Raw genomic sequence first — 23,010 nt, forward strand, 5'->3', positions numbered from 1 at the left:
TGTCTTTGCCCGCATTCAGCTGCCAACCACCGTTTCATGCAAAGCCTGCCAGCGCAGCGTGCCGTCCGGGCGGCTCACGAGAACCACCAAGGCCTCACGTCGATGGCCGGTGCCATCCGCGCCGATCTGATCCTCGCGATAGCGCACCGCGCAGGCGGCGGGCGCGAGCGGCAGGTACTGCATTGCATCGACCGTGATCTGGAGCCCGGGCCGGCTGCCATGGGCGGAGGCGAAGAGGTCGGCGAGCGCGGGCTTGTCCAGGCGGACGCCACGGATCCCGACCATGCTGAAGTCCTCGCTGAAGCGGGCCAGCAGTGTGCCCAGCGCAGCCACAGGCGAGCGGCCGGTGAACCAGTCTTCGATCAGCACATGCAGGTCATGGATCTCGTTGAAGGCAAGCGTGTCATTCATGGGGAGGCTCTCAAGGCAAGGGAAGACGCCGGCAGGCGCCATAGCAGAAGCATCGGCAGCAGGCTCATGCCCGCCGCCAGCATCAGGGTGAGCGGGAACGCATGCGCTGGCAGCACGGAGGACAGCACCGCCAGCACACAGGCCAACAGCGCGGCGGCCAGACAGAAGCTGAGTTGGCGGTTGAGATTCCACAGCGCACTACCCGGCAGCAGCTCTTCGTCCGCCAGCCTCTGGAACGCGAGCGTCTGCGCGCTGCTGCTGCACAGGCTCCCGCCCAGCCCCATCAGCGCGAAGGCCAGTACCGGCAGCCATGGGTGAGTGGCCTGCACGCCGATCAGCAGCACGATCCCGAGCGCCTGGCATCCCATGCCGGCGCTCAACAGTGGGCGCGCCCCGATGCGGGGCAGCCAGTGCTGTGTGGTGGCGATGGCGCAGGCCGAGGCGATCGCCCACGGCAGCATGAAGCCACCGATGGCCGCGGCGCCGTAGCCCTGGCGATACAGCAGCAGCGTGGCCACCAGCTGGGTGCCGATGAAGGTCCCGGGTACCAGCAGATAGATCAGCATCGCCAGCCGCAGCGATGCATGCCGCAGCAGCGACCATTGCAGGACCGGGTGATCGGTACGGCGCGCACTGCGGGCATACAACGCCAGCACCAGGATGGCGACCACGAGCAGGCCCGCGCCGAGCATCCGCTGCCCCGGCTCTGCCAACAGGCTCAGCGTAACCAGCAACACGCTCAGGCCCAGTGAGCCCAACAGCAGCCCGCGACCGTCCAGCGCAGGTACGACCACCGGCTCACGCGGACGCACCCACCACGCCGCCAGCGCCAAGGCCACCATGGCCAGCGGCACACTGACCAGCAACACGCCGCGCCATGAGCCCCACTCCACCAGCAGGCCGCCCAGTGTGGGTGACAGCGCCGGCACCAGCAGTGCCACCGCCATGATGCGGGCGGTCAGACGCGCGCGGTCGGCCGGCGGGCATTCGCGGTAGGCCATCGCCTGCCCCACCGGAATCAACAGCCCACCGCCCAGCCCCTGCAGCAGGCGCCACGCGATCAGCCACTCGATGCTCGGCGCGGTGCCTGCCAGCACGGCGCCCACGGTAAACAGGGCCAGCGAGAGGCACAGCACCCGGCGTTCGCCCAGGCGCGCCGCCAACCAGCTGCCCAGCGGAATGACCAGGGACAGCCCGAGCATGTAGGCATTGCCGATCCACGCCAGCTGCGGCACGGACGCGTGCAGGTCGTTGGCGATGGCCGGATACGCGACGGTCCCGATGAACATGTTCACCAGGTCCAGCGAGAATCCCAGCAGGTACAGCGTTTCCACCCTGGCCCGGTATGTCATGACGCGCTCCGATTGCGAGGCGGCAGCATGCGCGTTGCGGCCGGCTGGATATACGGGCAAGCGGATGCAAGACTGTCAAACCATTTTTGACAGTCAGCGTGCCGCCATGGTCAGTCTGGACCGCTTCGAGACCTTCAAGACGATTGTCGATGCCGGCAGCCTGACCGCTGCCGCGCAACGCCTGGGCCAGAGCCGCGCGGTGGTGAGCTTCAACCTCAAGCGGCTGGAACAGGAACTCGGTGTAACCCTGCTGGTGCGCAATACCCGCAGCCTGGCGTTGACCGAAGCCGGCGAGCGTTTCTACCAGCACTGCACGGCGCTGCTGGCCACCGCCGAGCTCGCCATCGAGGAAGCACGCAGCGAACAGCTGCAGCTGCGCGGCACGCTGCGCCTGACCACCACACCGGAATATGCGATCGCCCGGGTCGTGCCGGTGCTGGAGTCGTTCCGTGCCCTGCATCCCGAGCTGCGCCTGCATCTTTCGACCTCCCCGGCACCGGCGGACCTGATTCCCGAGCGGTTCGATCTCGCGATCCGCCTGGGCCGCCTGCAGGACTCGCAATTGCGCGCGACCCTGCTGGACGAACACGCGCTATGCGCGGTCGCCTCACCGTCGTTGTTGGCCACGCTGCCCGATGAGGCCGCGCGCGATGATCCGGACTGGGTCCGCACGCTGCCAAGGCTGGGCTATCCGCGCCTGGCGGATCTCCCACTGGTGGCGCCCGATGGCAGCGACCAGCTGTTTGCCTGCAACCCCGCCCATGCGGTGGTCACGGTTGATAACGCCTCCACCCTGCGGGCGTTCGCGCTGGCCGGGGCCGGCGCGACCGTGTTGCCGCAGTGGTTGATCGATGACGATCTGGCGCAGGGCCGGCTGCTGCCGATCCTGCGCCGTCATTGCTTCCCGCGCCAGGGAGTGTATGCGGTGTTTCCCAACACCGCCCAGCCCTCGCGCCGGGTCCGGCTGCTGCTGGCGCACCTGCGCGAGCACCTGCCGGGGTGACCGGAGGCACGACCCACGGTCGTGCCCTGCCCGTCAGTTCAGCGGACCACCTGCCCGGCCAGCTCCAGCGGCACGCGCTGCACCGGTGCATTGGCCGCGCGCGAGAGCTGCACTTCGTACTGCCCACCGGCGATCTTCCACTGCTTGTCGGCGGTGTCGAAGCTGGCCAGCGTCTTCGGCTCGGCTTCGATGCGGATCCGGCGGCTTTCGCCCGGCTGCAGCGTCACCTTCTGGAAGCCGATCAGGCGGATCGGGGTGGTGCTGCCCTGCGGCAGCTGCAGGTACAGCTGCGGCACATCCGCACCGGCGACCTTGCCGGTGTTGCGCACATCCACGCTGGCGACCACGCGCTGGCCTTCCACCACCACCGTCAGGTTGTCGTAGCCGAAGCTGGTGTAGGACAGGCCATGGCCGAACGCGTACTGCGGGGTCAGGCCCTTGGCGGCAAACCACTTGTAGCCGACGTTGGCGCCTTCGATGTCGTAGTCGATGGTGTCATCCGGCTTGTTCTTCGGGTTGAAGCCCAGGCCGTTGACGTGCGGGCGCGGCAGCTGACTGACATCCACCGGCCAGGTCACCGGGAGGCGGCCGGACGGATTGACCTTGCCGGTCAGCAGCGCGGCGATGCCTTCACCACCGCGGATACCCGGATACCAGGCCTGCAGGATGGCCGGCACCTGCTGCAGCCACGGCAGCTCGACCGGGCCATTGGTTTCCAGCACCACCACCGTCTTCGGGTTGGCCTTGGCCACCCCGGCGATCAGCGCGTCCTGGTTGTCCGGCAACTGCATGTGCGGCAGATCGACCGACTCGGCCGACCACTGGGTGGCGAACACGATGGCGACATCGGCCGCAGCGGCAGCGCGCGCGGCGGCCGCGACATCGCGGCCATCCACGTAATCGATGCGGGCATCCGGACGCTCGGCGCGCAGCGCTTCCAGCGGCGAGGACGGGTGGAAGATCACCGGGCCCGGCCAGGTGGTCGGCATCACGCCCGGCACCGCATTGGTGCCGCGGGCGGTCCAGCCCACCATCGAGGAACCACCACCGCCGATCACGCCCTTGTCGGCATGCCCACCGATGATGACGATGCGCTGCACGTCCTTGCCCAGCGGCAGCAGGTCATCGGCATTGCGCAGCAGCACGCTGCCTTCTTCGACGGTGCGCTGCGCGGCCAGGAAGCCGGCCTCGTCATCGATCGGCTCGTGCACCGGCGGCAGGTCGAAGTTGCCGTGCGCGAACATGGTGCGCAGGATGCGGCCGACCATGTCGTCCAGGCGCGCCTGCGGCACGACGCCACCGGCCACGGCCAGGCGCAGCGGCTCATCGAAGTAGACCGCCTTGTCGAACACTTCACCGGCCGACTGCTGGTCCAGGCCGGCCAGCGCCGCCTTGGAGCCGCTGTGCACGCCGCCCCAGTCGGACATCACGAAACCGGGGAACTTCCATTCCTGCTTGAGCACCTCGTTCATGAGGTAATCGTGTTCGCAGCCGTAGGTGCCGTTGATGCGGTTGTACGAGCACATCGCCGAACCCGGCTTGCCGATGTCCATGGCGATTTCAAACGCCAGCAGGTCCGATTCGCGCATCGCCTGCTCGCCGATCTCGGCGCTGTGGAAATTGCGCGAGGTCTCCATGTCGTTCAGCGCGAAGTGCTTCATCGTGGAGATCACGTGCTGGCTCTGCACGCCGCGGATCGACTCGCCGACCAGCACGCCGGCCAGCAGCGGATCTTCACCGGCGTATTCGAAGTTGCGGCCGTTGCGCGGGTCGCGCTGCAGGTTGACGCTGCCGGCCAGCAGGATATTGAAGCGCTGCTGCCAGGCTTCGCGACCCATGGTGGCACCGCCGGCGAAGGCGATGTCCGGGTTCCAGCTCGATGCGGTGGACGGGCCCGACGGCATCGCCGTGGCATGGTCACCCTTGCGCAGGCCACCCGGGTTGGTCACGCCGACGCCGGCATCGGCCGACTGCTGCGCCGGAATGCCCAGGCGCGGCACGCCCGGCACGAAGCCGGCCGAACCAACCGCACCTTCGGGCAGCGGGCCGCCGTCCTTGCCCAGCCCGAAGTAGCTGTGCAGCATCTGGAACTTCTCGTCCACGGTCATCTGCGCGACCAGTGCCTTGGCACGGGCATCGGCGTTCAGGCCGGTGTCCATCCATGGCGTATCGCCACCGACCGGCGCGGTGTAGCCCAGGGTCAGCAGCGTAGCCGCGGTGGTGCCCTTCTTTCCGTCATGGGTGCGCAGCTTGATGGCGGCCGAGGTAGCCGACTGGAAGCCATCGCTGAAGTAGCTTTCGTTGGCTTCCAGCGCGACACGCGACGGATCGAAGCCGGCGGTGGTGGCCGCATCGGCACTCACCGCGCCCAGCAGCACGGCCGGTGCGCCCAGGCGCGAGCCGGTGACCAGCGGCGGCAGCGCGGCGGCATCGGCGGCACTGGTGTACAGCGCGACCACATGGCGGCCATCGTTGAGGCGCAGGTAATTCAGCGACGGCTGTTCGGTGCCCGACTCGGCCTCGATCGGCAGGCGGGTCAGCACGACGCTGCCGGTCTGCTGCGCGGCGGCCGGATCGGCGGTCACGAAACGATAGTGATAGCCCAGCGCATCGGCCAGACCCTGCAGCGGATCCACGCGGTCGGCGCGGCGCTCCACGTTGCGCACCGTCACGGCATCGACCTGCAGCTGTTCCAGCTGTGCGGCGACCACGGCCGCATCCAGCTCACCCGGGGTCTGTTCCAGGGTCAATACGGTGAACGCGTCGGTGGTGGCGGCCGGGGCAGCGGCCCAGGCAGAAGCGCTCAGCGAGAGCGCGATGGCGGCCGTCAGGGCCAGGGGCTTTGAAATCGTTTTCATGAGCGGACGAAACACCTTTGCTTGCGCAATAAATCCAGGGAGTCTTGCCGCAGAAGGGTGCAGCGCCATATCGGCGGGAACCACGCGCAGGGGCGCGGAACCGTTTACAACGCAAGGCGATGACGGCTACGTCCAGGCCCCTCCGCCCGTCGTGACAGCCGCACCACCCGGGAGGCCCTTGCCGGCACCTCACCCCGGAAGAGTGTCCGAGCGTGTTCATGCCTGTCAACAGGATGCTTACATTTGAGACAGCGAAACCCGGCCCGAATCAGGGCGACGGCGGCTTGATCAGCTGGGTGTCGGCAGCCGCCACCACCTGCCCATGCTGGTCACGCGGCTGCATCAGCGCCAAGGGCAGGCCATCGCTGTCGGCCTGCAGCACCGAGCGCGGCTCGCCCGGCGCGAACAGGAAGGCCTCGCCCCACTGCCGCAGCGCCACCACCAGCGGGAATAGCGCGCGGCCGCGTTCGGTGAGCACGTATTGCTGGTAACTGCGCCCCTCCTCCAGCGGCTGCTGCGTCAGCACATCGGCCTCCAGCAAGGCCTGCAGGCGCTGGCTGAGCATGCTGCGCGACATCCCGAGGCGGCGCTGGAAATCACTGAAGCGCCCTACTCCATCGAACGCCTCGCGCACGATCAGCAGCGACCAGCGGTCGCCGACCAGGTCCAGCGCGCGCCCGACCGGGCAGGGTGTCATCGACTCGGTGGCCATCAGGATTCTCCGCTCATAGTTTCATTTTAGAACCACATCCTGCAGAATCAACTGGTTCTATTTTGAGACCTAATGATGGCGACCAGCGCATCCGGCACTTCCCCCTCCCCGCTCCCCTCGTCCCTGCTGATGCTGTTCGCCTGCGCGGCCGGCCTGAGCGTGGCCAATGTCTATTACGCCCAGCCCCTGCTGGACGCTCTGGCTGCCGACCTGCAGATCAGCACCGGCCGCATCGGCACGGTGATCGCGGCGACCCAACTCGGTTCGGTCGCCGCCTTGTTATGGATCGTACCGCTGGGCGACCGCATGGACCGCCGCCGCCTGATGGCGGTCCAGACCGGCGGCCTGGTGCTGGCGCTGCTGGCCGTCGCGCTGGCCACGCAGGCCTGGAGCCTGCTGCTGGGGATGCTGGCGGTGGGCCTGCTCGGCACCGCGATGACCCAGGGGCTGATTGCCTACGCCGCCGCCGCGGCGGGCGAGCACGAGCGTGGCCGGGTGGTCGGCGCCGCACAGGCAGGCGTGGTGGTCGGGTTGCTGCTGGCACGGGTGGTGGCCGGGGCGGTGGCCGATCTGGGCGGTTGGCGCGCGGTGTACCTGCTCTCGGCAGTGCTGATGATCGTGACCGGCACCCTGTTGTGGGCACGGCTGCCGCGATTGCCTGTGTCGGCCGCACACGACGCGCGGACCGGCTTGTTCGCGCTGCTGCGGCAGCAGCCGGTGCTGCGCCAGCGCGGCGTGCTGGGCCTGCTGCTGTTCACCGTGTTCGGGGTGTTCTGGAGCAGCATGAGCCTGCCACTCAGCGCGCCACCCTATGCCCTCAGCCACACCGCCATCGGCGCTTTCGCGCTGGTCGGCGTGCTCGGTGCGTTGGCCGCGGCCCGCAGCGGGCACTGGAGTGACCGGGGCCATGCCGGGCGGGTCACCACCGGGGCCCTGTGGCTGATGCTGCTGAGCTGGGCGCCGATCGCGGCGATGTCCCATCACCTGGGCTGGCTGGTGCTGGGCGTGCTGCTGCTCGATCTGGCCGTGCAGGCGCTGCACGTCACCAATCAGAGCCGGATCCTGGCCGCCGCACCGCACGCGCAGGCACAGGTGATCGCCGCTTACATGCTGTTCTACGCGGCAGGCAGCGGGCTGGGCGCGTTGGCCGGCAGTGCGCTGTATGCCGCCTTCGGCTGGCCCGGGGTGTGCATGGCCGGCGCTGCCGTCTCGCTGCTGGCACTGCTGGCGTGGTGGGCGATGCGGGGTTATCACACCATCACCGGTGGTCATGAGCCCAGCCCGGTTCCCGGTGGATCGCGGATCGATAATGACCGCTCACGTCCCGGAGCGACCGCATGCCCCCACACCGCCACTTCGATCAACTCTGGCGCGACCGCAACGACACCTCCCGGCAACGCAGCCCGCGGGTGCTGATCCGGGTGTTCGTCGGCCCAGGCGAACTGGAAGCGCGGGTGGCGTTCTACGAGCAGTTGCAGGGGGTGGTGGCCGATGCGGGCTTTCCGTTCCCCGAGGCCGGCCTGCGCCTGGCGATGGTCGGGGCGTTCCTGCTGATCGAAGGCGCGCCGGACAAGCTGGCCCCGTTCACTTCCACCACCGGCACGCTGCTGGTGGATGACGTGCAGCCGTACTACGAGCGGCTGGTGGCGGCCGGGGCGGAGATCATCTTCCCGCTGCAGGTCGTGCCGACCGGCGCAGCCTTCAACGCCGTGCATCCGGACGGCACCGTGGTCGAGTACGTGCACCACCGGCCTGATCCGCAGGGGCGCTAACACCCCGCTCGGTGTGCATCGAGAGGGCGCCCAGCCCCCAACCCGTGTAGATCCACGCCATGCGCGGAGGCTCTCGCTGAAGCATTCATCACCCTCAACCGCTTCGGAATCCGGCCGTCGAATTCGTTAGCATTTTTACTAATTGCGGGTAGGATTGTCGGTCTCAGCCTTTGACACGCGTGCTGCCGATACTCGCCGCCATGCCCTTGTTTCCCGCCCGTTTCCGCCTGCTCCAGCCCTGCCGGGAGGCCCGCTGATGGGCGCCGTGCTGGCCCTGGACCGGCTGCTGGAAACCCGCCGGGTCTGGCGGGGGCAGCCACGTACGGCGTTCCCCGAGGTAGCGCCGCACCCGACCGGCCACCCGGCACTGGATGCCCGCCTGCCCGGTGGTGGCTGGCCGCCCTCGGCCCTGTCGGAAGTGCTGCTGGCCTCGCCCGGGGTCGGTGAGCTGGCGCTGGTCTGGCCGACCCTGGCGCGGTTGAGCCAGCAACAGCAGACCGTGGTGCTGATCGCCCCGCCGCACCTGCCGCATGCCCCGGCCTGGGCACGCGCCGGGCTGGCACTGAGCCAGGTGCAGGTGGTCCAGGCCAGCCCGCGCGATGCGTTGTGGGCGGCCGAACAATGCCTGCGCTCGGCTGCCTGCGCGGCAGTGCTGTGCTGGCCGCAGCAGGCCGATGACCGCGCGCTGCGCCGGCTGCAGGTGGCCGCTGAAACCGGCCAGTGCCTGGGCTTTTCCTTCCGCGATGCCCGGCATGCGCGCAATCCCTCCCCGGCCGCGCTGCGCCTGCAGCTCGACGATGGCCAGGTGCGGGTGCTCAAGTGCCGTGGCGGGCTGGCACCGGTACAGCCGCTGCCGCTGGCCGTGGCCCATTGAGCCGCCGCCGTGGATTGGGCCTGCCTGCTGCTGCCGCACCTGGCGCTGGATGCCGCCCTGCGCCAGCAACCCGATCCGGACGCGCCGCTGGTGCTGGTCACCGGCCCGGCGCAGCGGCGCGTGCTGCACGCGGTCAGCCCCTCGGCCCGGCAGCGCGGGCTGCGCCGCGGCATGCTGCTCTCGGCCGCCCAGGTGCTGACCCGCGACGTGCTCACCGTGGAGTACGACCCACGCGCCGAGCAGGCCACCCGCCACCTGCTGGCCAGCTGGCTGTACGGCATCAGCTCACAGGTCAGCCTGGATTTCCCGCATGCGATGGCGCTGGAAATCCGGGCCAGCCGCGCGCTGTTCGGTGATTGGCCGAAGGTCGAGCAGCGGCTCACCCGTGGCCTGACCGAACTGGGTTTCCGGCATCGGCTGGTGGCCGCACCGAATCCGCATGCCGCCAGCGTGCTGGCCCGCGTGCATGGGCGGCTCGGCGTGGCTGCACCCCAGCTGGACGCGGCCCTGGCCCAGGTGCCGATCGAACGCAGCGGGTTGCCGGCCGAGGCGGTCACGGTGCTCGCGCGCTCGGGCCTGCGCACGCTGGGCGCCACGTTCGGCCTGCCGCGCGAGAGCCTGGCCCGGCGCTTCCCGCCGCAGGTATTGGCGCATCTGGATGCACTGCGCGGTATCAGCACGCCACCGCTGCGCTATTTCCAGCCACCGGACCGCTTCGATGCGCGCATCGAGTTCGAGTACGAGGTCGAGTCCACCCAGGCGATGCTGTTCCCGCTGCGGCGCCTGACCGCCGACCTGGCCGCGTTCCTGTGCTCGCGCGATGGCGGCGTGCTGCAGTTCGATCTGTGGTTCGAACACGAAAACCACCCCGACACACGGCTCTCGATCGGCCTGCTCGCCCCCGAACGCGAACCGGCAATGCTGTTCGAACTGGCCCGCAACCGCGTCGATCATCTGCAGTTGCCCGCCGGCAGCCGTGGCCTGCGCCTGCAGGCCGAGCAGCTGCCGCCATTCGTGCCGGCCGCACGCGATCTGTTCGACCCGCGCCCGCAGCAGGCGATGCCGTGGGAGCAGTTGCGCGAACGCCTGCGTGCCCGGCTCGGCGATGACGCCGTGCAGGGGCTGGGGCTGCGCGCCGACCATCGGCCCGAACGCGCGACCGGCGATGCCAAGGGCGCCCCCAAAGCACCGCCGCCGCCGCTGCCGATGCGCCCGGGCTGGTTGCTGGCCCAGCCGCAGGCGCTGCAGGATCCCCACCTGCGCATCCTGTCCGGACCGGAACGGATCGAATCGGGGTGGTGGGATGCCGGGGACATCCGCCGCGACTATTACGTGGTGGAAACCACGCAGGGCCAACGCGGGTGGGCGTATACCGCCGCCGATGCACGCAGCGGGCCGTTCATGCTGCACGGCTGGTTCGCATGAGCGCGCCCCTGCCCGACTACGCCGAGCTGCATTGCCTGTCGGCCTTCAGTTTCCAGCGTGGCGCGTCCATCGCCGAGGAGTTGTTCGCGCGTGCCAAGGGCCAGGGCTACCGCGCGCTGGCGATCACCGATGAGTGCTCGCTGGCCGGCATCGTGCGCGCCTGGCAGGCCGCGCAGAAGCACGCACTGCCCCTGATCACCGGCGCTGAATTCCAACTGGAAGACGGCCCGAAACTGGTGCTGCTGTGCACCGATCAGGGCAGCTACGCCGCGCTGTGCCAGCTGATCACCACCTGCCGCAGGCGTGCACCCAAGGGCGAGTACCGCTGCCTGCGCAGCGACATGGAACAGCTGCACGCGGGCCTGTTGTGCCTGTGGGTCGTTCCCAGCCCCGGGATCGAGGATGCACAGTGGCTGCAGGCCTGTTTCCCGCAGCGGCTGTGGCTGGCGGTTGAACTGCACCGCGAGGCCGACGACCGCGCGCGCCTGCAGCGGCTGCGTCGTTTCGGTCGCGACCTGGGCATTCCACTGGTGGCCAGCGGCGATGTGCACATGCATGTGCGCCGCCGCCGCGCGCTGCAGGACACCCTCACTGCGGTCCGCCACCACTGCACACTCGGCGAAGCCGGCTGGCGCCTGTTCCCCAACGGTGAGCGCCACCTGCGTACCCGCCAGGCCCTGGCCACGCTCTACCCGCCCGAGCTGCTGGCCGAAACCGTGCGCATCGCCGAGCGCTGCCACTTCGATCTCAAGCAACTGCAGTACACCTACCCACGCGAACTGGTGCCGGCCGGCCACGACCCGGCCAGCTGGCTGCGGGTGCTGGTGGAAGAAGGCATGCGATGGCGATGGCCAGCGGGCGAGACGCCCCGGCAGCGCCACCAGATCGAACACGAGCTGGCGCTGATCCATACCAAGCAGTACGAGTCCTATTTCCTGACCGTGCACGACATCGTGCGCTTCGCGCGCGGCCAGCAGATCCTGTGCCAGGGCCGCGGCTCGGCCGCCAATTCCTCGGTGTGCTACGTGCTGGGCGTGACCGAGATCGATCCCAGTGAGATGGAGCTGCTGTTCGAACGGTTCATCTCCGCCGAGCGCGACGAGCCACCGGACATCGACATCGATTTCGAACACGAACGCCGCGAGGAAGTGCTGCAGTACGTGTTCAACCGCTACGGCCGCGAGCGTGCGGCACTGACCGCCGTGGCGATCAGCTACCGTGGCCGCAGCGCGGTGCGCGATGTGGCGCGGGTGCTGGGCCTGCCGCCGGACCAGGTCAACGAACTGGCCGCCTGCCTGGACCGCTGGAGCAGCCACGAGCCGTTGCCCGAGGCATTGCGCGAACGCGGCTTCGATCCGGAGACCCCGTTGATGCGACGCGTGGTGGCGCTGACCAGTGAACTGGTCGACTTCCCGCGCCACCTGTCCCAGCACCCGGGCGGTTTCGTGATTTCCGAACACCCCTTGTCCACGATGGTACCGGTGGAAAACGCGGCCATGGACAACCGCACCGTGATCCAGTGGGACAAGGACGACCTGGACGTCACCGGCCTGATGAAGGTCGACTGCCTGGCGCTGGGCATGCTCACCGCGGTACGCAAATGCCTGGCGATGCTGGAAGCGCATGGCGGACCGCGGATGACCATGGCGAAGATTCCGCAGGGCGATGCGCCCACCTACGACATGATCTGCCGCGCCGATACCCTGGGCGTGTTCCAGATCGAGTCGCGCGCGCAGATGGCGATGCTGCCGCGCATGCAGCCACGCTGTTTCTACGATCTGGTGATCGAAGTGGCGATCGTGCGCCCGGGCCCGATCCAGGGCGACATGGTTCACCCGTATCTGAATCGACGGAAGCGGCTGAAGGAAGAAGGCATCGAAGAGATCGACTACCCGCCCGCCCTGGAGAAGGTATTCAAGCGCACCCTCGGCGTGCCGCTGTTCCAGGAACAGGTGATGCAGCTGGCCGTCGCCGCCGCCGGCTTCAGCCCCGGGCAGGCCGACGCACTGCGCCGCTCGATGGCGGCGTGGAAACGCCACGGTGGGCTGGAACCCCACCGCGACAAGCTGCTTGCCGGCATGGCCGCCAACGGCTACAGCCGCGACTATGGCGAGCGCCTGTTCGACCAGATCAAGGGCTTCGGCAGTTATGGCTTTCCGGAAAGCCACGCGGCCAGCTTCGCGCTGATCACCTATGTCAGCTGCTGGCTCAAGTGCCACCACCCTTCCGCGTTTGCCGCCAGCCTGATCAACAGCCAGCCCTTGGGCTTCTACACCCCGGACCAGATCCTGCAGGACGCGCGCCGCCATGGCGTGCCGGTGCTGCCGGTGGATGTGCGCTACAGCACATGGGACTGCACGCTGGTGCCTCCCGCCTCGCCGGGCCGGCCGTTCGGCATCCGGCTGGGGCTGCGCCTGATCGATGGCTTCAGCGAAGATGTCGCCACCGGCGTGGTGCAGGCACGCACCCGCGCCCCCTTCGACAGCGTCGCCGACCTGAGCCAGCGCGCCCGGCTGGACCGCCGCCATCAAGGCCTGCTGGCCGATGCCGGCGCACTCAAGGGCTTGAGCGGCCATCGCCATCGCGCGCGCTGGGAAGTCTCCGGCGTGGAGAAGCCGCTGCCGCTGTTCGAGACCGCCCGTGCCACCACCGAAGCCGCCGTGCCACTGCCGCTGCCCAGCGCCTTCCAGGACATGCAGGCCGACTACAACACCACCGGCACCACGCTGGGCCGGCACATGGTCTCCTTCATCCGCAGCCAGCTGCGTCAGCGCCGTTGCCACCGTTCCGATGAACTGGCCGCGCTGCCACACGGGCGCAGCGTGCGCTTTGCCGGGCTGGTGCGCATGCGCCAGCGCCCGCAGACCGCCAGCGGGGTCACCTTCCTCACCCTGGAAGACGAATGCGGCATGGTCAACGCGGTGGTCTGGCGCAAGATCGCCGACCGGCAGCACCGCGTGCTGGTCGAAGCCCGGATGATGCAGATCGATGGCCGCCTGGAACGCGTGGACGGCGTGCAGCACCTGATCGTCCGCCAGATGCACAACATCGATACGCTGATCGACGGGGTGCGTACCCACAGCCGCGATTTCCGCTGAGCCATCCCGTGACCGGGTTCACGGTCTGGTGGTAATTCCAGAATTTTCCGACTGGTGCCGTCAATGGCCTATCCGGTATGGTCGCAACCTTCCAAGGATCCGGAGAACCCATGTCGCGCGCCCTGACGCTTACCACGCTGGTCGTCTCCAGCCTTGCCCTGGCCGTCTCCGGCTGGACCGCGCTGCGCCTGCACCAGAGCCAGTCCGATGAGCGTGTCATCACCGCACGCGGCCTGGTGATCCGCGATGCCAGCGGCCAGGCGCGGGTGATCCTCGGCGCACCGGTGCCCGATCCACTCACCAAAGGGGTCACCCAGGGGCCGCGCGCCTCACCGCTGTCGGGCCTGATCCTGCTGGGCGCCGATGGTTCCGAGCGCGGCGGCTACGGTACCGCCGATGTCGGTGACGAGGCCATCCTTACCCTGGACGATGCCAGCGGCACCACCGAAGTGTTCAAGGTCACCGCCAATCCGGACCGGGGCGCGACCCTGGTGGTCAAACACCAGAACAGCACCGGCGCTATGCTGACCTCCTGGCAGGGCAAGCCGGAACTGATCTTCCTCAACGAGGACGAACAGTCGCACTACGTCAGCCCCAACGCTGCCGCTGCCCCCTGAACCCGAGCGGCCAGCGCCTCGCGCAGATCCCGGGCGAAGCGCCTTGCGTCGGTCGCGGTCAGCGTGGCGGTGGTGATCCGCACCCCGTGCACCGGCGTGTGGACCGAAAACACTTCGCCGCCGCGTACCTGCCAGCCGCGCTGGGCCAGGGCCATCACCAGCGGCTGGCTGTCACGCTGCAGCGGCAGCCACAGGTTCAACCCATCCATCTGCGCGCCCACCGCGATGCCTTCGGCCCGCAGCGCCTGCCGCAACACCTCCCGGCGCGCCACGTAATCATCCCCGGCCCGTTTCATCCGCGCTGCCACCCGGCCAGACCCCAGCGCCGCGGCCGCCGCGTCCTGCAGCAGATGGCTGACCCAACCGGTACCCGGTGCCATCCGCAGGCGTAACCGGGCTGCGGTTTCGGCATCACAGCCAACCAACGCCAGGCGCAGGTCCGGCCCCAATGACTTGGACAGCGAGCGCAGCAACGCCCAACGCCGGGTCGTTGGCGGAATCACCGCGTGATACGGCTGCCGGGACAACAATGCGAAATGGTCATCGACCAGCACCAGCACCTGCGGGTAGCGCTCCAGCACTTGGCGCAGCGCGCGCGCACGTCGCCGGCTGAGGCTGGCGCCGGTGGGATTGTGCGCACGCGGGGTCAGCAGTACCGCCCGCGCGCCGGCGGCCAGCGCCTGTTCCAGCGCCTGGACCTGCATGCCCTCGTCGTCGATCGCCACCGCCACAGCGTCGTAGCCGGCCGCACGCATCGTATTGAGGCTGCCGAGGAAACACGGGTTCTCGACCGCCACGGGATCACCGCACAGCAACCAGCAGGCCAGCACACGTTCGATCGCATCGACCGCACCGTGCGCCAGCTCCAGCGCATAGCCGGCCGGACAATCCGAAGCCAGCTGCTGATGCGCCAGTTCAGCCAGCACCGGATCGATCGTCGCTGCGCCGTACAGGCGTGGCGGCCGCGCCGGCAACAACGCACGCAGGTCCGGCAGGCAGCGCGGATCCGGATTGCCACTGGCCAGATCGTGCAGTGCCGAGCCCGCCTGCGTGCCCTCCTGCGCCCCAGGGCTGGGCCGTGCACTGACCACGGTGCCGCGCCGGCCCTGGGTCTGGGCCAGACCGGCCGCGTCCAGTCGCTTGTAGGCCGATGCGACCGTGTTGCGGTTGATCCCCAGTGCGAGCGCCAGATCGCGAACCGGGGGCAGCAGCTGCCCGGGCACCAGCGCGCCACTGAGGATCTGCTGGCGGATGCTCTCGAACACCGCACTGGCGGTCTGGCCGGTGATTTTCATTTTGTCCTATGCCAATATGTTCATCGTCACGGGACAGTGTTGCACGTGCGCTGCCACCTTGCAGCCGTCCCCGCTTCCGGAGCTCCCCATGCCCATCGCTGCCCCCACCTGGCCCCAGGCCACCACTGTCGACGAGATCCGCCACAACCTGCAGGCGGTCCGCGAGCGCATCGCCCGCGCCTGCGCGCTGGCCGGTCGCGATCCGGCCAGCGTGCGGCTGCTGCCGGTCAGCAAGACCGTCGATGAAGCCCGCCTGCGCATGGCGTGGGACGCCGGCTGCCATGAGCTCGGCGAGAACAAGGTACAGGAAGCCCAGCGCAAGGCCGCGGCCATGGCCGACCTGCCCGGCCTGCGCTGGTCGGTGATCGGCCACCTGCAGACCAACAAGGCGCGCGACGTGGCGCGCTTCGCCAGTGAGTTCCAGGCGCTGGACAGCCTGCGCGTGGCACAGGCACTGGATCAGCGGCTGGAACTGGAGCAGCGCACGCTGGACGTGTTCGTGCAGGTCAACACCTCCGGCGAGGACAGCAAGTACGGCCTGGACCCGATCGAGGTCGCCGATTTCGTGCAACAGCTGCCGGCCTTCTCCAACCTGCGCGTACGCGGGTTGATGACGCTGGCAGTGTTCTCGCCCGATCCGGAACAGGTACGGCCGTGCTTCGCGAGACTGCGCGACCTGCGCGAGCGGCTGCGCCCCACGCTGCCGGCGGGCATCAGCCTGGAGGAACTCTCCATGGGCATGTCAGGCGACGTCGAGATCGCCATCGAAGAAGGGGCTACCGTCGTGCGCGTCGGCCAGGCCATCTTCGGTGCGCGCTCCACCCCGGACAGCCTCTACTGGCCGAGCCCGGCATGAGCCACTATCGCTTGATCATCCATTGCCACGATCAACGCTGGGGCCAGTTCGACAGCGAGGGCCCGCAGGCCCGCGAGCACCTCATCGCGCTGGCCGCCCGACTCCCCGATGCGGACGGTTTCCGTCTGCAGTGGCAACAGGCGATCGGGGAGCAACGGCTGCTGCACAGTGGGCCGGACGGACTGAAGGTGCTCAGCAGCGAGCCGGTGTACCGGGACATGCCTGCGCCCTGAACGGCCGCAGCCCGGGTTCACTCCAGGGCGCCCATCGCACGCCGATGCGCCGGCCGACACCGGATGTGCCATGCTCGCCCCGTTGCAACCCACCTGGAGAGCGTCATCATGGCCAAAGGCCTGAACCAACAGAAAGAGCAGAAAAAGAAACCTGCCAAGACCGCCAAGGAAAAGAAGGCGGAAAAGAATGAAAAGAAGACCACCCGCGGTTTCGCACCGGTCTGACGGCGGCCGCCCGCAGTGGCGCGGGCATCATGGGAGTGCGGCCACACTACGGTGTCCCGCAGCTCCTCCCCTCCGCGAACCGCAGCCGCTGGGCATCGGTCGCCGGGGGCAAGCCGAACAGCCGTGAGTAGTCCCGGCTGAACTGAGAAGGGCTTTCATAGCCCACGTTGAAGCCGGCCTCGGCCGCATCCAGGCCATCACTGACCATTAGTCGCCGCGCCTCCTGCATCCGCAGCTGCGTCCTGAAATCCAGCGGACTCATCGCCGTGACCGCCTTGAAGTGCGCATGGAAACTGGAACGGCTCATGCCCGCGATCCCGGCGATCTCTTCGATCCGGCAGGCCTCCCGGAAGTGCGTGCGGATCCACAGGATCGCGCGGGCAATCTGTCCTTGCCGGCTGTCGTTGAGGGTCATCGCCTGCAGCACGCCGCCATCGGGGCCACGCAGCAGCCGGTAAAGGATCTCGCGCGATGCGAGCGGGCCCAGTGCTCCGGCGTCTTCCGGTGAATCCAGCAAGCAGACCAGGCGCGTGGTGGCATCCAGCAGCCCGGGCGTCATCGCGCCGAGCGACAGACCCGCGGCTGCCCGGTGCTCCGCAGCGGGCCGCGGGTACTGCAGCGCAAGCTCGCCCAGCACCGCCGCGTCCAGATCGAGCTGCAGGCTCAGATACGGCTGCGCTGCCGTTGCCTCGATCACCGAGCCCATGACCGGCAGCCCCACCGAGGCCATCAGGTAGCAGGTGGGATCGTAGTAATAGATGCTGGTGCCGAGCATCGCACGCTTGCGGCCCTGGGCCACGAAGCAGACGGTCGGCTCGTAGATGACCGGCATCGGCAGCGTCGGCGTGCTGCATCGGATCAGCTTCACGCCGGGCAACCGGCACTCGAAGGTGCCGTCGTGCGGGGCATGCCGGGCGATGGCATCACGGAACAGGTCAAGCGAGGGCATGCCGTGGTCTCCGACGCGCGCCTGCGCGGGCGCTCATCTTCCCTTGCCTTCGGACGATCGTGCAAGTTTCCCGGAGGACGGTGCTACCGGCTCCGGGCACTGCGGCGGAACACTGGGCGTCCACGCAGGCAATCGCTGCCCACCCCGGAGAACAACCGCATGACCTCCCCCACCTCACTTGATCACTACCGCCTGCTCGGCCGTTCCGGCCTGCGCGTCTCGCCCCTGTCGCTGGGCACGATGACCTTCGGTGCCGACTGGGGCTGGGGCGCGGACGACGCCGAAGCCCGGCGCATCTTCGATGCCTATGTCGACCGCGGCGGCAATTTCATCGACACCTCGGTGAACTACACCAATGGCGCATCCGAACGCATCCTCGGCCGCTTCGCCAAGGCCCAGCGCGACCGCCTGGTGCTGGCCACCAAGTTCACGATGGCGCGCGATGCCACCAACATCAATTCCGGGGGCAACCACCGCTACAACCTGGTGCGCTCGGTGGAAGCCAGCCTGCGCCAGCTTGATACCGACCGCATCGACCTGCTGTACGTGCACGCCTGGGACTTCACCACCGGTCCGGAGGAAGTGATGCGCGCGCTGGATGATCTCGTCCGCGCGGGCAAGGTGCAGTACCTGGGCATCTGCAACACCCCGGCCTGGCGCGTGGCCGAACTGCAGACGCTGGCCGATCTGCGCGGCTGGTCGCCGTTGGTCGCGCTGCAGATCGAGTACAGCCTGGTCGAGCGCACCGTGGAGCACGAACTGCTGCCGATGGCCCAGGCCATGGGGCTGGGCGTGCTGCCCTGGTCCCCGCTCGGCGGTGGCATCCTGACCGGCAAGTACAGCCACGCCGATCTCTCCGACGAAAACGGTGCGGACGTGGCGAGCAGTCGCAAGGGCGTGATCGCGTCGATCGGCCATCTCAACGAACGCTCGCTGGCGATTGCCACGGTAGTGGGCGAGGTGGCCGAGGAGCTGGGCGTGACGCGCTCGCAGGTGGCCATTGCCTGGACGCTGGTCAATCCGGCCGTGGTCTCGCCGATCATCGGCGCCCGTACCGTCGCGCAGGCCCAAGACAACCTCGGCGCGCTGGAGATCGTCCTCAGCGAGGCGCATCTGGCCCGGTTGGATGAGGCCAGTGCACCGGCACCGATCTTCCCCGCCCGCTTCATCGGCCGGCCGATGGCCCAGCAGTTGATCTTCGGCACCGCCACGCTCAGCGGGCGGAGGTAAGCCATGGCATCCTCTCCCCTTGGCGGGATGCTCGCCATGGCCATCACGGTGGCCACGCTCGCCGTTGGGCCAGTCATCCCGGTCGCCGCGGCGGCTGAAGCCACCCTGCCGCACACGACGCACAACAAGCAGGTGGTGACCGACGCCTTCGATCGCTGGGCGGCCGGTGGTACGGCGTTCTTCGACGAAGTGCTCGCACCCGAGGTCGTGTGGACGATCGCCGGCTCCAGCCCGAGCTCAGGCACCTACCGCGGGCGGGAGGACTTCATCGCCCGCGCGGTGCGTCCCTTCGTCAGCCGGCTACGCACGCCCGTCCGCCCGACCTCCCGACAGATCTGGGCGGACGGCGAGCATGTGATCATCCACTGGACCGGCAACGCGGTAGCCCTGGACGGCAAGCCGTATCACAACGACTACGTCTGGATTTTCCGCATGCGCGATGACACAGCGGTCGAGGTACAGGCCTTCCTCGACCTGGTGCCTTACGAAGATGTCCTCCACCGGATCCCTGGCAAGAAAGCACCCTGACGCCGCCGCACTTTCGCCGTTATGCCGGTCACCTGCGGTGGCCACCGTGGGCATTCACGCCTCAGGCGTTGACGTCGACCACGGTGCGGCCCTGCACCCGCCCCTGCAGCACCTGGCCGGCCAGCGCCGGCACCTCGGCAAGACTGATCATCTGCGTGGTGCGGGCGAGCTTGCCCAGATCCAGATTCGCCGCCAGGCGCGTCCACGCCTGTTCGCGTGCGGAATACGGCGCGTTCACCGAATCGATACCGGCCAGGGTCACATTGCGCAGAATGAAGGGCAGCACGGAACCCGGCAGATCGGCCCCCTGGGCCAATCCGAAGGCGGCGACCACGCCGCGATAGCGGGTCTGCGCCAGCACGTTGGCCAGCGTATGGCTGCCCACCGCGTCGATAGCACCGGCCCAGCGTTCCTTGGCGATCGGCGCGCCCGGCTCGGACAGCGTCGCGCGGTCAAGAATCTCGGCGGCGCCCAGTCCCTTGAGGTAGGCGGACTCCTCCAGCCGGCCGGTCGATGCCACCACTCGATAGCCAAGCGTGGACAGCAGCGCGATGGCGATGGAGCCGGCACCGCCGTTGGCACCGGTCACCAGGATGTCCCCCTGGTCCGGTGATACACCGCCATGCTCCAGCGCCAGCACCGACAGCATCGCGGTGTAGCCGGCCGTACCGATTGCCATCGCATCGCGGCTGGTGAACGCCTCGGGGATCTTCACCAGCCACTCGCCGGGCACGCATGCCTTCTGCGCATAGCCGCCGTGGTGGGTCTGGCTCAACCCCCAACCGTTGACCAGCACACGGTCACCAGCGGTGTAACCGGGATGGCTGGAGGTCTCGACCACACCGGCCAGATCGATACCGGGGATCAACGGGAAGGTACGGATCACCGGTGAGCGACCGCTCAGCGCGAGGGCATCCTTGTAGTTCACCGTGGAGTACTCCACGGCCACGGTGACGTCGCCGGGCATCAGGTCCTGCTCGGTCAGCTGGACGACACCGGCGCTGATGGCATCGCCGGTCTTGGTGGCAAGGAGGGCGTTGAAGGTCATGGGATCTCCGGTTGCGGTGCATGAGGGACAGTGCAGACCGGACCAGTGTGCGCACCTGGCCGTACCGTGGCGTTAAACCGCTGGGATCACTCCACAGTACAGAGCAGGGGCTCCGCCCGTAGATCGGCAGGAAGATGGCCGGCATGTCGGGCACCACACCGGAGAACATGGAGCTGTTCCTGGTGACCTGCATCAGCAGTACGGCGGTGCCGAAGGCTACTTGAAATCCATCGGCGTCAGCAAGGCGGAGATCGATCAGCTGAAGGTACGGTTGGGTCAGGCGGGCTGACCGCAAAGCATGACGCAGGCGCCGGGGGACGCCCGGCGCCTGCTCGATCCGAGGTGAGCCAGCAGCTCTCGATCCCGGTCGAGCACGCGGCGCTGCGTGGGCATGAGCGATGACGGCCTATTGCGCCAGCGGCTCACCCAACGGGCGCTGCTGCCGCTCGTCCTGATCGAACGTGATGTAACGGCGGTGGATGAGCTTGGCATCCATGTCCCAGCGATACGTCTCCACCCCGCCGTTGCCTGTACCGTCGGACAGAAGACCGACAATGCCGCGGGTCAGGTTGTCCGTGAGCAGTACCTGGGAAGCACCGTCGGCATTCACGCGCAGGCTCAGGCGATCACGCAGGTGATCCTCGCCCTTCCCCACCGGGGCATCGAAGGCAAGAGCTACCAGGCCATCTTCGTGGGTTGCCATCCCACCGCGTTCATCGCCTTTGGCGTCGTACAGCCACACACCGGCCGTGCGCGATCGCCTTCCGGCATCAACTGCATCCTGGCCCACCTCAACACGCATTACGCCTTGGTCATCCAGCACAACGATGCGATGGGCACGGAGTTCATCAACGGTGAGTGTTCCGCGCGGCGCCATCGACAATGCGATGACTGCCACCGCCAGGGCTGCAACAAGCAGTCCAAGGGCGGTAGTCAACAGAGTGAGGCGGCGTACGGACGTGCGAAGCACCTCCAGCGGTTCTACAACGTCCATGTGCGTGGTGCTCCTTTGCTGATGTCCTTCCTTGGATCATAGCCCTGGCATCGCCGCTGACCTTGCGCCACGCGGTGATACCTGGTCGGCCAGGTACCCTCTTCCAACGCCATCTAAGGCTGCCCGGCCATCACACGTTGAATCCAGTCCCGATAGTGACTCACGCGCACATTGCAGGTCACCTGCCCATAGCGCCCGGGCCGGGCCGTCAGCACATTGCCCTGGACGACTTTCCACGACCCCTGCCCTGCCAGCAGCCACTGGCCATCGTGCTCGACGAGCACGGGGCCACCGCTGTCACCGTTGCCCAGCGCACCCTCGAGCGGCAGCGATTCTGGTGGTGCATCGAAGACATAGCAGAGCCAGCGGTCGTAGGCACTGGTGATCCGGTTGAATGCGCGGCGAAGGTCGGTGCGGTTGGGGCCATTGGGAGAGTGCCCGGTAGCACCGGTACCCGTCGCGCCCTTCCCCAGGATTTTCGCGATCTGGCCGGCCTCGTCGCTGCCGCTGTAAAGCACAACAGGCGCGACGTCGGTGACGGGCGTCTTCAACTTGATCAGGGCAACATCATCGCCCGAGGCCAGAAACACCACGATCAGCATCGCCTCGCCACTGGCCATGGCCTGGTCGATCAACGTCTGCGGCAGCGTGCGATAGCCGGGATGGGTGACGACGCGCTCGACGTCCCGGGCACTTCCGTTGATCACCACCTGCTTGAGGTCGGCATGCATCGGCAGCGTGTGCGCGGCGGTGAGCACCCACTGCGGTGCGATCAGCGCACCGTGGCCTTCGCCGGGCATATCCACGAGGGCGGGAAACTCGGTGGCGGGAACGCGGTACCGCGCATCGTCCACGTCGTGGCGGATGACGATGGCGTGGGCGGTCGAGGACGCGACCGTGAGCAGGGCGAGAAGCAGGAATCCTTTCACGTGTGATGCCTTGAGGATCTGACAGGGGCGTCCAAGCGACGGGCGGTGGCCTGAAGTCTGCGCTGCGTCGTTACGGCTCCCGCTCACGGGCTTCCAGCGCGCTGGCGAACTGTGCCATCAAACGGACCAGCTCCGATACCTCCTGCGCGGGCCACGCGGCGAAGATCTCACGGCCGATCCGCTCGCGTGCGGCGTCCAGCCGATCGGTCATCTCCTTGCCCTTCGGCGCGATGGTCGCCTCCCGGATACGGCGGTCCTGCGGGTTGCCACGACGCGTAACCAGCTCCATCGCCGCCAGCTTCGCGACCTGCCGGCTGATGGTGGTGTAGTCGCGGCCCAGCCGATCGGCCAGCTCAACCACCCCGATCGGCCCAACCCGCTCGATCACCACCAGCAGGCGGAACAGGGCCTGGTCCAGCGTCACCCCGGCCTCCTGGATGAGCCGCTCATCGTTGCGCGGCCGATTCATCACGCTGGCGAGGCTGACCATGGAGAGGTGAAGCGACCTTAGCTCGGCCGAATTATGTGTATCTTGCACCTTCTTTTTCACCGGCATAGCATCCCTCCTAGTAAGTGCATATTACACACACCTGGAGCGGAA

Annotated in this window: 21 protein-coding genes; 11 read left to right on the forward strand and 10 right to left on the reverse strand. The window is 68.2% G+C overall.

Features of this window, described 5'->3' with window-relative positions; translation table 11 throughout:
- Positions 1 to 15: 15 nt before the first annotated feature.
- Positions 16 to 411, reverse strand: coding sequence for a hypothetical protein (locus tag NJD74_RS17185; protein WP_070470790.1), 396 nt, complete (start codon positions 409 to 411; stop codon positions 16 to 18).
- Entirely contained in the window at positions 408 to 1,763 is a 1,356-nt protein-coding gene (locus NJD74_RS17190) for an MFS transporter (RefSeq protein ID WP_319624658.1), read from the reverse strand. Before NJD74_RS17190 ends, NJD74_RS17185 begins: the two co-directional genes overlap by 4 nt.
- A 106-nt stretch (positions 1,764 to 1,869) precedes the next feature.
- On the opposite strand from NJD74_RS17190, the gene NJD74_RS17195 reads away from it, so the two are divergent.
- Entirely contained in the window at positions 1,870 to 2,766 is an 897-nt protein-coding gene (locus NJD74_RS17195; protein ID WP_070470794.1) for a LysR family transcriptional regulator, read from the forward strand.
- A 38-nt stretch (positions 2,767 to 2,804) separates the two neighbouring features.
- Here NJD74_RS17195 and NJD74_RS17200 read toward each other — a convergent pair whose 3' ends face one another.
- Entirely contained in the window at positions 2,805 to 5,624 is a 2,820-nt protein-coding gene (locus NJD74_RS17200; protein ID WP_019185071.1) for a glycoside hydrolase family 3 C-terminal domain-containing protein, read from the reverse strand.
- A gap of 268 nt (positions 5,625 to 5,892) precedes the next feature.
- Positions 5,893 to 6,336 carry a helix-turn-helix domain-containing protein gene (locus tag NJD74_RS17205; protein ID WP_019185070.1) on the reverse strand — a complete coding sequence of 148 codons (444 nt, stop codon included), beginning with the start codon at positions 6,334 to 6,336 and terminating at the stop codon, positions 5,893 to 5,895.
- A gap of 75 nt (positions 6,337 to 6,411) precedes the next feature.
- On the opposite strand from NJD74_RS17205, the gene NJD74_RS17210 reads away from it, so the two are divergent.
- The 6 genes from NJD74_RS17210 to NJD74_RS17235 all read left to right on the forward strand — a co-directional run bounded on the left by NJD74_RS17210 (position 6,412) and on the right by NJD74_RS17235 (position 14,122).
- Positions 6,412 to 7,752, forward strand: coding sequence for an MFS transporter (locus NJD74_RS17210; RefSeq protein WP_319624659.1), 1,341 nt, complete (start codon positions 6,412 to 6,414; stop codon positions 7,750 to 7,752).
- Positions 7,674 to 8,108: a glyoxalase gene (locus tag NJD74_RS17215; RefSeq protein ID WP_102789600.1), complete on the forward strand. Its 435-nt coding sequence runs from the start codon at positions 7,674 to 7,676 to the stop codon at positions 8,106 to 8,108. Before NJD74_RS17210 ends, NJD74_RS17215 begins: the two co-directional genes overlap by 79 nt.
- A gap of 256 nt (positions 8,109 to 8,364) precedes the next feature.
- Positions 8,365 to 8,982, forward strand: coding sequence for a translesion DNA synthesis-associated protein ImuA (imuA, locus tag NJD74_RS17220; RefSeq protein ID WP_070470800.1), 618 nt, complete (start codon positions 8,365 to 8,367; stop codon positions 8,980 to 8,982).
- Between the two features lie 9 nt (positions 8,983 to 8,991).
- The gene (locus tag NJD74_RS17225; RefSeq protein WP_102789599.1) at positions 8,992 to 10,407 is read left to right on the forward strand and encodes a DNA polymerase Y family protein; all 1,416 of its coding nucleotides are present in this window, start codon (positions 8,992 to 8,994) and stop codon (positions 10,405 to 10,407) included.
- Positions 10,404 to 13,505, forward strand: coding sequence for an error-prone DNA polymerase (locus NJD74_RS17230; RefSeq protein WP_319624660.1), 3,102 nt, complete (start codon positions 10,404 to 10,406; stop codon positions 13,503 to 13,505). Before NJD74_RS17225 ends, NJD74_RS17230 begins: the two co-directional genes overlap by 4 nt.
- 110 nt (positions 13,506 to 13,615) lie before the next feature.
- Positions 13,616 to 14,122: a hypothetical protein gene (locus NJD74_RS17235; protein ID WP_019185064.1), complete on the forward strand. Its 507-nt coding sequence runs from the start codon at positions 13,616 to 13,618 to the stop codon at positions 14,120 to 14,122.
- Here the strand turns inward: NJD74_RS17235 and ptsJ are convergent.
- A complete protein-coding gene (gene ptsJ, locus NJD74_RS17240) occupies positions 14,089 to 15,417 on the reverse strand; it encodes a transcriptional regulator PtsJ (RefSeq protein WP_319624661.1) in 1,329 nt (442 codons plus the stop codon). The genes NJD74_RS17235 and ptsJ overlap by 34 nt on opposite strands.
- An 88-nt stretch (positions 15,418 to 15,505) precedes the next feature.
- Here ptsJ and NJD74_RS17245 point away from each other — a divergent pair, with 88 nt between their 5' ends.
- Both NJD74_RS17245 and NJD74_RS17250 read left to right on the forward strand, forming a co-directional pair.
- A complete protein-coding gene (locus NJD74_RS17245) occupies positions 15,506 to 16,273 on the forward strand; it encodes a YggS family pyridoxal phosphate-dependent enzyme (RefSeq protein WP_266084441.1) in 768 nt (255 codons plus the stop codon).
- Positions 16,270 to 16,506, forward strand: coding sequence for a hypothetical protein (locus NJD74_RS17250; protein WP_019185061.1), 237 nt, complete (start codon positions 16,270 to 16,272; stop codon positions 16,504 to 16,506). The genes NJD74_RS17245 and NJD74_RS17250 overlap by 4 nt, the downstream gene beginning before the upstream one ends.
- A gap of 271 nt (positions 16,507 to 16,777) precedes the next feature.
- On the opposite strand, the gene NJD74_RS17255 is transcribed toward NJD74_RS17250, so the two are convergent.
- Entirely contained in the window at positions 16,778 to 17,680 is a 903-nt protein-coding gene (locus NJD74_RS17255) for an AraC family transcriptional regulator (protein ID WP_319624662.1), read from the reverse strand.
- A gap of 159 nt (positions 17,681 to 17,839) precedes the next feature.
- Here NJD74_RS17255 and NJD74_RS17260 point away from each other — a divergent pair, with 159 nt between their 5' ends.
- Positions 17,840 to 18,910 carry an aldo/keto reductase gene (locus NJD74_RS17260; protein WP_319624663.1) on the forward strand — a complete coding sequence of 357 codons (1,071 nt, stop codon included), beginning with the start codon at positions 17,840 to 17,842 and terminating at the stop codon, positions 18,908 to 18,910.
- A 3-nt stretch (positions 18,911 to 18,913) separates the two neighbouring features.
- On the forward strand, positions 18,914 to 19,438 hold the full coding sequence (locus NJD74_RS17265; RefSeq protein WP_319624664.1) for a nuclear transport factor 2 family protein: 525 nt from the start codon (positions 18,914 to 18,916) through the stop codon (positions 19,436 to 19,438).
- 61 nt (positions 19,439 to 19,499) lie between these two features.
- Here the strand turns inward: NJD74_RS17265 and NJD74_RS17270 are convergent, their stop codons facing one another.
- From NJD74_RS17270 to NJD74_RS17285, 4 genes are all read right to left on the reverse strand, one after another.
- The gene (locus tag NJD74_RS17270; protein ID WP_319624665.1) at positions 19,500 to 20,486 is read right to left on the reverse strand and encodes an MDR family oxidoreductase; all 987 of its coding nucleotides are present in this window, start codon (positions 20,484 to 20,486) and stop codon (positions 19,500 to 19,502) included.
- A 406-nt stretch (positions 20,487 to 20,892) separates the two neighbouring features.
- A complete protein-coding gene (locus NJD74_RS17275; RefSeq protein WP_319624666.1) occupies positions 20,893 to 21,480 on the reverse strand; it encodes a hypothetical protein in 588 nt (195 codons plus the stop codon).
- 113 nt (positions 21,481 to 21,593) lie between these two features.
- Entirely contained in the window at positions 21,594 to 22,409 is an 816-nt protein-coding gene (locus tag NJD74_RS17280; protein WP_319624667.1) for a trypsin-like serine protease, read from the reverse strand.
- Positions 22,410 to 22,479: 70 nt separating this feature from the next.
- Positions 22,480 to 22,965, reverse strand: coding sequence for a MarR family winged helix-turn-helix transcriptional regulator (locus NJD74_RS17285; RefSeq protein WP_070470819.1), 486 nt, complete (start codon positions 22,963 to 22,965; stop codon positions 22,480 to 22,482).
- Between the last annotated feature and the right edge of the window lie 45 nt (positions 22,966 to 23,010).

This window comes from Stenotrophomonas sp. RG-453, from assembly GCF_033843685.1.
In the GTDB taxonomy this organism is placed as follows: Bacteria; Pseudomonadota; Gammaproteobacteria; order Xanthomonadales; family Xanthomonadaceae; genus Stenotrophomonas; species Stenotrophomonas bentonitica_A.

Bases quoted from the DNA above. Each gene is read 5' to 3' on its own strand.
- NJD74_RS17205 (WP_019185070.1), bottom strand. From the start codon at position 6,336: ATGGCCACCGAGTCGATGACACCCTGCCCGGTCGGGCGCGCGCTGGAC.
- NJD74_RS17250 (WP_019185061.1), top strand. From the start codon at position 16,270: ATGAGCCACTATCGCTTGATCATCCATTGCCACGATCAACGCTGGGGC.
- NJD74_RS17195 (WP_070470794.1), top strand. From the start codon at position 1,870: ATGGTCAGTCTGGACCGCTTCGAGACCTTCAAGACGATTGTCGATGCC.
- NJD74_RS17190 (WP_319624658.1), bottom strand. From the start codon at position 1,763: ATGACATACCGGGCCAGGGTGGAAACGCTGTACCTGCTGGGATTCTCG.
- NJD74_RS17265 (WP_319624664.1), top strand. From the start codon at position 18,914: ATGGCATCCTCTCCCCTTGGCGGGATGCTCGCCATGGCCATCACGGTG.
- NJD74_RS17210 (WP_319624659.1), top strand. From the start codon at position 6,412: ATGGCGACCAGCGCATCCGGCACTTCCCCCTCCCCGCTCCCCTCGTCC.
- NJD74_RS17230 (WP_319624660.1), top strand. From the start codon at position 10,404: ATGAGCGCGCCCCTGCCCGACTACGCCGAGCTGCATTGCCTGTCGGCC.
- NJD74_RS17275 (WP_319624666.1), bottom strand. From the start codon at position 21,480: ATGGACGTTGTAGAACCGCTGGAGGTGCTTCGCACGTCCGTACGCCGC.
- NJD74_RS17260 (WP_319624663.1), top strand. From the start codon at position 17,840: ATGACCTCCCCCACCTCACTTGATCACTACCGCCTGCTCGGCCGTTCC.
- NJD74_RS17215 (WP_102789600.1), top strand. From the start codon at position 7,674: ATGCCCCCACACCGCCACTTCGATCAACTCTGGCGCGACCGCAACGAC.
- imuA (WP_070470800.1), top strand. From the start codon at position 8,365: ATGGGCGCCGTGCTGGCCCTGGACCGGCTGCTGGAAACCCGCCGGGTC.
- NJD74_RS17235 (WP_019185064.1), top strand. From the start codon at position 13,616: ATGTCGCGCGCCCTGACGCTTACCACGCTGGTCGTCTCCAGCCTTGCC.
- NJD74_RS17270 (WP_319624665.1), bottom strand. From the start codon at position 20,486: ATGACCTTCAACGCCCTCCTTGCCACCAAGACCGGCGATGCCATCAGC.
- NJD74_RS17200 (WP_019185071.1), bottom strand. From the start codon at position 5,624: ATGAAAACGATTTCAAAGCCCCTGGCCCTGACGGCCGCCATCGCGCTC.
- NJD74_RS17285 (WP_070470819.1), bottom strand. From the start codon at position 22,965: ATGCCGGTGAAAAAGAAGGTGCAAGATACACATAATTCGGCCGAGCTA.
- ptsJ (WP_319624661.1), bottom strand. From the start codon at position 15,417: ATGAAAATCACCGGCCAGACCGCCAGTGCGGTGTTCGAGAGCATCCGC.
- NJD74_RS17255 (WP_319624662.1), bottom strand. From the start codon at position 17,680: ATGCCCTCGCTTGACCTGTTCCGTGATGCCATCGCCCGGCATGCCCCG.
- NJD74_RS17185 (WP_070470790.1), bottom strand. From the start codon at position 411: ATGAATGACACGCTTGCCTTCAACGAGATCCATGACCTGCATGTGCTG.
- NJD74_RS17245 (WP_266084441.1), top strand. From the start codon at position 15,506: ATGCCCATCGCTGCCCCCACCTGGCCCCAGGCCACCACTGTCGACGAG.